Consider the following 6,138-nt stretch of genomic DNA (forward strand, 5'->3'; position numbering starts at 1 on the left):
GTTCGAGGCCGTGCCCGACCATGGCCGCGGTGAAGGAGTCCCGGGTACGCACGGCCGGCCCGTAGCCTTCCGCGATCGCGGCGGAGGAGTGGTTGACGTAGACGATCCGGCGGTGGCCCAGCTCGACCAGGTGCGCGACCGCGTCACGGACCGTCTGGTCGAAGTCGATGTCGACGTAGGAGAGGCCGGAGGGGTCGGCGGTCCGCCCGATCAGCACGAGCGGCACGCCGGCGTCCTGCAGGGCGGCGACCCGGCCGTCCTCGACCTGCACCTCCATCAGCACGACGCCGTCGATCATCCGCTGGCTGGCGAGCCGGCGCAGGTCGTCGATGTCGCCGGCGCCGACCGGCGAGAGCACCAGGTGGTAGCCGGCCGCGCTGGCCGCGGCCGCCGCACCGGTCACGAACGCGGTCTCGGTGGCACCGAGACCGCGTTCGTCGATGGGCATCAGGAGACCGACTATCCGGCTGCGCCGGGTGGCCAGGCCGCGCGCCATGGCGTTGGGCTGGTAGTCGAGCTCGGCCATGGCCGCGAGGACCTTGTCACGGGTGGCCTGGGAGATCGGTCGCGCGCCGGTGAGCACATAAGAAACCGTGCTGACGGAGACCCGCGCAAGGCGCGCGACGTCATGCATCGTAGCCACCGCGCACCCCCTTTGGTCAGCAGTGGAACCGCTCCCGGCCGTTTGTCGAAGCGTTTCGACTAACCGGTTCGACAGGAACGTAGGACATGCGTTACGGCCCCGTCAATAGCCGATGTCGAACAGAAGTCAACCGCGACTTTCCGTGCTCGGGCCGTCACGGAAAGCGCGGAAGGTTCGGCCGCGGTGTGTCAGCCAGCCTGGTCCGGGAACACGAGTCGCCCGTAGTGGAACAGCAAGGGGGTGAGGTGCTGCTGCTCGAGGGCCACTCGGGAGCGGATGTAGGTGCAGCCCCGGAGGAAGGCGTCCGGCACCTCCATGCCAGCGAACCGACCCTGGTAGAAGCCGACGCTGAACTGGATCGCCGCCTCGTCGCCGATCTGGGTGCGCATGCCGACCGCGTAGCCGACCCGCTCGGAAAGGATCTTGGCGAGGTCGGTCGAGTGACAGGCGTTGACGACCACGCAGCCGATCGTGGCCTGATGCTGGGCGAACAGATCGCCCAGGCCGGCCGGGGTGATCAGGTCGCGCAGGCCGGCGTCGTCCTCGACGCACAGGTTGCCGTGTACGTCGCCGTGGCCGGCGAAGTGGACCACGTGCGGCTCATAGTCGATCAAGGCCTGGCTGAGGTCGTCGAAGCGCGCGGCGGGGCACCACTCGATGCGGAACCGCTCGCGCGCCCGACTGAGTTGCAGCCGCTCCTTGACCTTGCGCATCTCCAGGTCCGAGCGGAGCGGCGGCAGGTCGCGCGGGCTCGCGGCCAGGTAGAGCAGGACCTGCTCGTCGGACGACGGATCGCGGTGGGGTGCGACAGCGCGCACGGCGATCTTGACGTCGTCCCGCTGCGTACCGGTGGCGGACCCGCCATCGAGGTCGCGGTAGCGGTAGGTGGTGTGCACTGTGACGGGCACGTGCTGGCCGCCTTCGTCGGCCTTCACGGAGAAGGTGCAGCGCGCCGTGCTGCCGTCGGCGAGACTCTCGATCCGGCTGCGCTTGCCGTCGGTGCCGAACGGGCCCGCGACCGCCACGCTGACCTCCTCCAGCGGGACGCCGGTGGTGTTCGAGACCAGGACGCGCATCATGTCCCAGGCCCCGAGGTGGAGTTGGCCGGTCTCGCACTCGACCCGCAGGCGCCCGGTGGGCTGCTTGATCCGCACCGCCGGCGGCGCGGCCCGCGCGACCAGGCCGACCCGGAAGTCGGTCACCCGGACCGGCCGGTCGTTCTCGTCCCGGTACGAGAACGTGCTGCTGGTCAACGCGAACTGGCCGGGCCGGCGGGCCTCGACGAGGATCGTGTGGGGGTGCGCGCGCCCGGCGGGCAGCGTCGAGACGTCCACCTCGGCTGACCCCTTGACGAGCACGAGGCCGGCGGGCAGGCGCAGCCGGAGCCCGAGGTTGAAGCATGTGCCCTGGCCGCTGTTGACGAACCGGATCGTCACTGGCGTCGGCCGGCCGACCACCAGGTCGCCGGTCGAGACGGACGCTTCGATCATCGCGGGCGGGCCAGACCGGGCCGCGCGGCCGCCGCCGCGGCCGCGGCCGGACCAGGGTCGGCCCAGCCATGGCGCCTCTGTGCCCCCTTGTGGAACCGCTCGACGCAGTCGCGGCAATGCATCGCCGGCCGCGGTGCGCTCTCGGCGGTCCGGAGGGTGAACCGGGCGGCGATCGCCTGGGCGGGCAGCGCCGACGACGACTCCGAGTTGGCGGCGAACGCGTCGTCGACCGCGACCACCCAGCCGTGTTCGTCGCACACCGGCATACCGCAGTGGTGGCACAGGAAGATCTGGTTCACGTGCCGGGACTCACCGTTGATACCGCAGTTGACGTTCATGACGTCTCCCCCAGCTCGTCGAGTTCCGCCTCGATCCGGGTGACCTTCCGAGCGTAGATCTCGGTCGAGATCCGACCCGCGATCACCGCCTCGTCCGCGTCCTCCCGCTCCCGCCGCAGCTCCGCCAGCCGATCCGCGGACCCGTTGCGCCCGGGCACGCGTGGCGCCGGCATGACGAACGGCTTCGCCGGCAGGGCGTCGGGCGGTCGGTGCGTCTCCGGGTCGATCACCTCGCCGTCCACGACACGCTGGCTGATGAGCGACCGCCCCTGCCCGGCCTGTCCGGCGTGCGCGGACAACACCTCGATGATCCGTTCGTGCAGGCCGGTCCAGGTGTCCTCGATCCGGCGCAGCAACTCGTCGCCCTGGCGATCCGCCTCGATCGTGGCCGGCTCGTCCGCCACCGAGCTGTTCCGATCGACGAGGGTGCCGCGGGCGTACACACCCTTGACCGTCACGTGCGCGGCCGTCACGCCGGAGTCGGCCGCGCCCGTGACGCTCTCACCGCGCAGGCTGATGTTGAAGTCCATCGGGAACAGCCCGACATACAGGCGCCCCGCGATGTCCCACACCCGTTTGAGCACCAGGGGCCGGCCCGGGTCGCGGTAGGGCTGATGCTCGACGACCCGCTTCACGTAGTAGCCGTCCGCGCTGATCGCGTCGGTCAGCTCCGCGACGATGTGATGGTCCGGGACGATCCCGCGGAACTCCTCGGCCCGATCACGGCCATGCGCGGTGTCGTCCGCCTCGTGCTTGTCCGGCACCACACGCTCGTCCTGATAACGGATGGAGCGCAGCTCGATGTCAAAACCTACGGCCACCTTCGTCCGTGTCGTGGTCCGCGGCTGCTGGCCCGCCCCACCGCCGGGTAGGAAGACGCCGACTCCGTTCACACCGGACAGAAGTCCATCGAAGGTCGCCTCGACGGTCCCGGCGAGCGTGAGCCTGGTGCGGGTGCCGTCCGCCGATGCGGGGACCTCGGTGATGGGCCGCTCGAAGCGCAGCTTCAGGGTGAGGCTCCGGGCGCCCCGCGCATCGGGCCGAAGCTGCTTCCACCGTATGGTGCGCCGGCCCGCGGACAGCCCGACCTCGACCCGGCCGGGGGCGGAACTCTCCACGCTGCCCCAGCTCGCCGGCACCTCCAGTGCGACGAGGTCGAACATCTCGAGACCGAGAGGGTGGTCCTCCGGCCCGAGGTCGTTCCAGTGCAGGTCGATCTCGAGGCTCCGCCGGTCCGAGGACGGCACCAGCGAGGGGACGATCCAGAGGGGAATCGCGCGCGGACGACGGTCGTCCTGCACCTCGTAGCCGATGACGAGATTGGCCTCGCGCTGTGACAACTCGGGGTCGTCGGGGAACAGCTCGTGCGCGTCCGCGGAGTCGCCTCCGAGGGCGACACCGGTCCCACCGGGCAGCACCGGCACCTGTCCGGCCCGGAAGGCGAAGCCGGCGTCGCCGCGCACCAGCAGATATCCGGCGGAGAACGGCACCGCCTCGGACTGCGGCACGGCGAATTTCTTCCGGTACGCGCGCAGCAGCGGGTAGCCGTCGTTGGCGGACAGGTTCACCTTCAGCTCACCGGCGAGTGAGTCCACGGTGCTCGTGTAGTCGCCATGCTCCAGCCGGACGTACCCGACGAGCCGTTCGCGCATGTCGATCGCGTTCACCTGCGGCACCAGCGGCAAGGGTGGCCGGCTGGAGCGGCTGGCCAGGTACCGATGGAGGGCCAGCGCGCCGCCTCCCACGGCCGCGCCGATCACCATGAGCACGAGGCCGGTGCCGACGGAGGCGAAGAGGAGGAGAAAACCGAGCGCGAAGCTGCCCGCTCCGCCCGCGATCCAGCGCAACGGGAAGCCGCGGACCAGGTGATCGTGGTCGGTGCAGTGGTAGACCGCCTCGCGCAGGCCGCCCAGCCGCAACCCGGCGAACTCCTGGCTGACCGGCCTCGCCTCGTCGATCTCTCCGCTCGGAACCGGGACACGGGCGCCGCCCTGGCGGAAGACGAGCGGGCTGTGCTGCTCGCACATCGGCCGCTGGCAGTGGTGGCAGACCGAGAAGATCTTCTCCGAGCCGCACTCGTAGCAGCGCACGCGCGGCGCCCGGTTCACCATGATCTCGGTCATGCGGCACCGCCTTGGCTCTGGAAGTAGCGGAAACGTTCCCGCAGCTTCTGCTGGAACGCGTTCATCTCCCGGGTGAGCTCGCGATGGTCGCGAGGCAGCGTGCCGAGCACCGACACCTTGAGTTGGCCGCTGTCGGATTCGCTGCTGATCTCGGTGTTGACGTCCGTGAGCTGCTTGCGGCCCAGGACGGATCGCGTGCCTTCGACCGCGACCAACAGGTCCAGATCGTCCGGTCCCTGGCTGCGATGGGCCAGCACCAGCCACATCGGCGAGATCGGATCCCGTGGCGTCCGCTGCCGCGGCTGCTCCACGGTGAACCGCGCGTTGCGCAGCGCGGTGACGATGTCGTCGATCCGCGCGTCCTCAGGTTTGATGTTGTCGAAGACGAACTGCTGGTACGGCGAGAACGTCCGTCCGGCGAAGATGTCGCCCGGGTAGACCGTCGTGCGGATGTTCAGCGTCGTCATGTGCTCCGGTTGCCTGTGCTGCGGCCGACCGGTCGCGTCGTAGGAACGCGCCTCGAGCCCCGATAGCAGGTAACCCGGAATCTCCACCCGCGCGCTGACCTCGAGTTGGTCCTGGTCGAACAGCTCGCCGGGGTGGCCGATCGCGAGCACGCACACCGCGCTGTGGAAGATCCGAGTCCCGGCGTGCCCCCGCTTCGGCGCATCACTGAGGTTCTCCCACGTCGGCACGTCGGCCCACTCCAGGCAGCTCTTCTCGGGGTTGTACCGCACCGGCGCACGCCGCGTCCGCGGCTCGTGCGCCCGCGGAAGCTGCTCGACGTACAACTCCGTGCTCTGCATCGACGTCAGGGTCGGCCACTCGATCGACATCTCTTTGACGACCGGTGCGAGGTTCCCGTAGAAGCCCTCCTTCACCGGCAGTGAGAGATTGACCGCGAACGTGAAGAGCAGCTTGCTGGTGAAGCTCGCCTCCTGCCGGAGCCGGTCGATGAGCCACTGGGGGTTCTCCCGGCCCCGCTCCATCAGCGACCGCACACCCGCGACCGCGTCGGTGAGGCTGTCCGGGTCGTCCAGCGACACTTCGAGTTGCACCGGGTACACCTGCGGGTTGTCCGGCTGGTAGTCGTAGGCGATCACGCAGGCCTGCCGGTCGCCGGTCAGGTCGAGGCTGCCGTCGTTCCTGGCCACCGGCACGCTGATCGGGATGACGCCGGCCTGGCCGTGGTGGCGGGTGATGCCGCGCAGCCCGTTGGTGTTGGTGTGGTCGGCGAGCAGCAGGTGGCCGATCGTCGCCCGGTGCTCCCCCGCGCCTCTGCGGTCCAGCACCCGCTCCACGTCAGCCACCGCCTGACGCGTGAAGAACCGGCTTCCGTCGTAGGGGACGGTGATCTCGATCCGCCCGGTGCCGTCGCCGACCTGGTCGGTGCGGGGATTGCGGGAAATCTCCTGCTCCACGGCGTAGCTCTCGACGAGCTCCACCTTCTCCGGCATCGCGCGGGCATACAGCGTGTCATCTCCGCGCGCCCTCAGCGGGCCAAGCATCGACACGTCCATCCACCTCCGTCTGGGCCTAGGTGC

The 6,138-nt window shown here is 70.0% G+C and carries 5 protein-coding genes; all 5 read right to left on the reverse strand.

Annotation, left to right across the window (positions count from 1 at the left end; translation table 11 throughout):
• The coding region (locus Asi02nite_RS40625) for a LacI family DNA-binding transcriptional regulator (RefSeq protein ID WP_239127711.1) at positions 1 to 634 on the reverse strand (634 nt) is incomplete at its 3' end.
• 197 nt (positions 635 to 831) lie between these two features.
• Positions 832 to 2,133 carry a CHAT domain-containing protein gene (locus tag Asi02nite_RS40630; protein ID WP_203719380.1) on the reverse strand — a complete coding sequence of 434 codons (1,302 nt, stop codon included), beginning with the start codon at positions 2,131 to 2,133 and terminating at the stop codon, positions 832 to 834.
• Positions 2,130 to 2,471 (reverse strand): hypothetical protein, encoded by a 342-nt coding sequence (locus Asi02nite_RS40635; RefSeq protein ID WP_203719381.1) that lies wholly within the window; start codon positions 2,469 to 2,471, stop codon positions 2,130 to 2,132. The genes Asi02nite_RS40630 and Asi02nite_RS40635 overlap by 4 nt, the downstream gene beginning before the upstream one ends.
• Positions 2,468 to 4,594 (reverse strand): hypothetical protein, encoded by a 2,127-nt coding sequence (locus Asi02nite_RS40640; protein ID WP_203719382.1) that lies wholly within the window; start codon positions 4,592 to 4,594, stop codon positions 2,468 to 2,470. The genes Asi02nite_RS40635 and Asi02nite_RS40640 overlap by 4 nt, the downstream gene beginning before the upstream one ends.
• Positions 4,591 to 6,051, reverse strand: a complete 1,461-nt coding sequence (locus Asi02nite_RS40645; RefSeq protein WP_203719383.1) for a hypothetical protein — start codon at positions 6,049 to 6,051, stop codon at positions 4,591 to 4,593. The genes Asi02nite_RS40640 and Asi02nite_RS40645 overlap by 4 nt, the downstream gene beginning before the upstream one ends.
• Positions 6,052 to 6,138: the final 87 nt, after the last annotated feature.

Origin of the sequence: Asanoa siamensis (assembly GCF_016862555.1) — a bacterium.
GTDB lineage: Bacteria > Actinomycetota > Actinomycetes > Mycobacteriales > Micromonosporaceae > Asanoa > Asanoa siamensis.

Excerpts from the sequence above, each read along its gene's own strand:
- Asi02nite_RS40645 (WP_203719383.1), bottom strand. The coding sequence starts at position 6,051 with ATGCCGGAGAAGGTGGAGCTCGTCGAGAGCTACGCCGTGGAGCAGGAG.
- Asi02nite_RS40640 (WP_203719382.1), bottom strand. The coding sequence starts at position 4,594 with ATGACCGAGATCATGGTGAACCGGGCGCCGCGCGTGCGCTGCTACGAG.
- Asi02nite_RS40630 (WP_203719380.1), bottom strand. The coding sequence starts at position 2,133 with ATGATCGAAGCGTCCGTCTCGACCGGCGACCTGGTGGTCGGCCGGCCG.
- Asi02nite_RS40635 (WP_203719381.1), bottom strand. The coding sequence starts at position 2,471 with ATGAACGTCAACTGCGGTATCAACGGTGAGTCCCGGCACGTGAACCAG.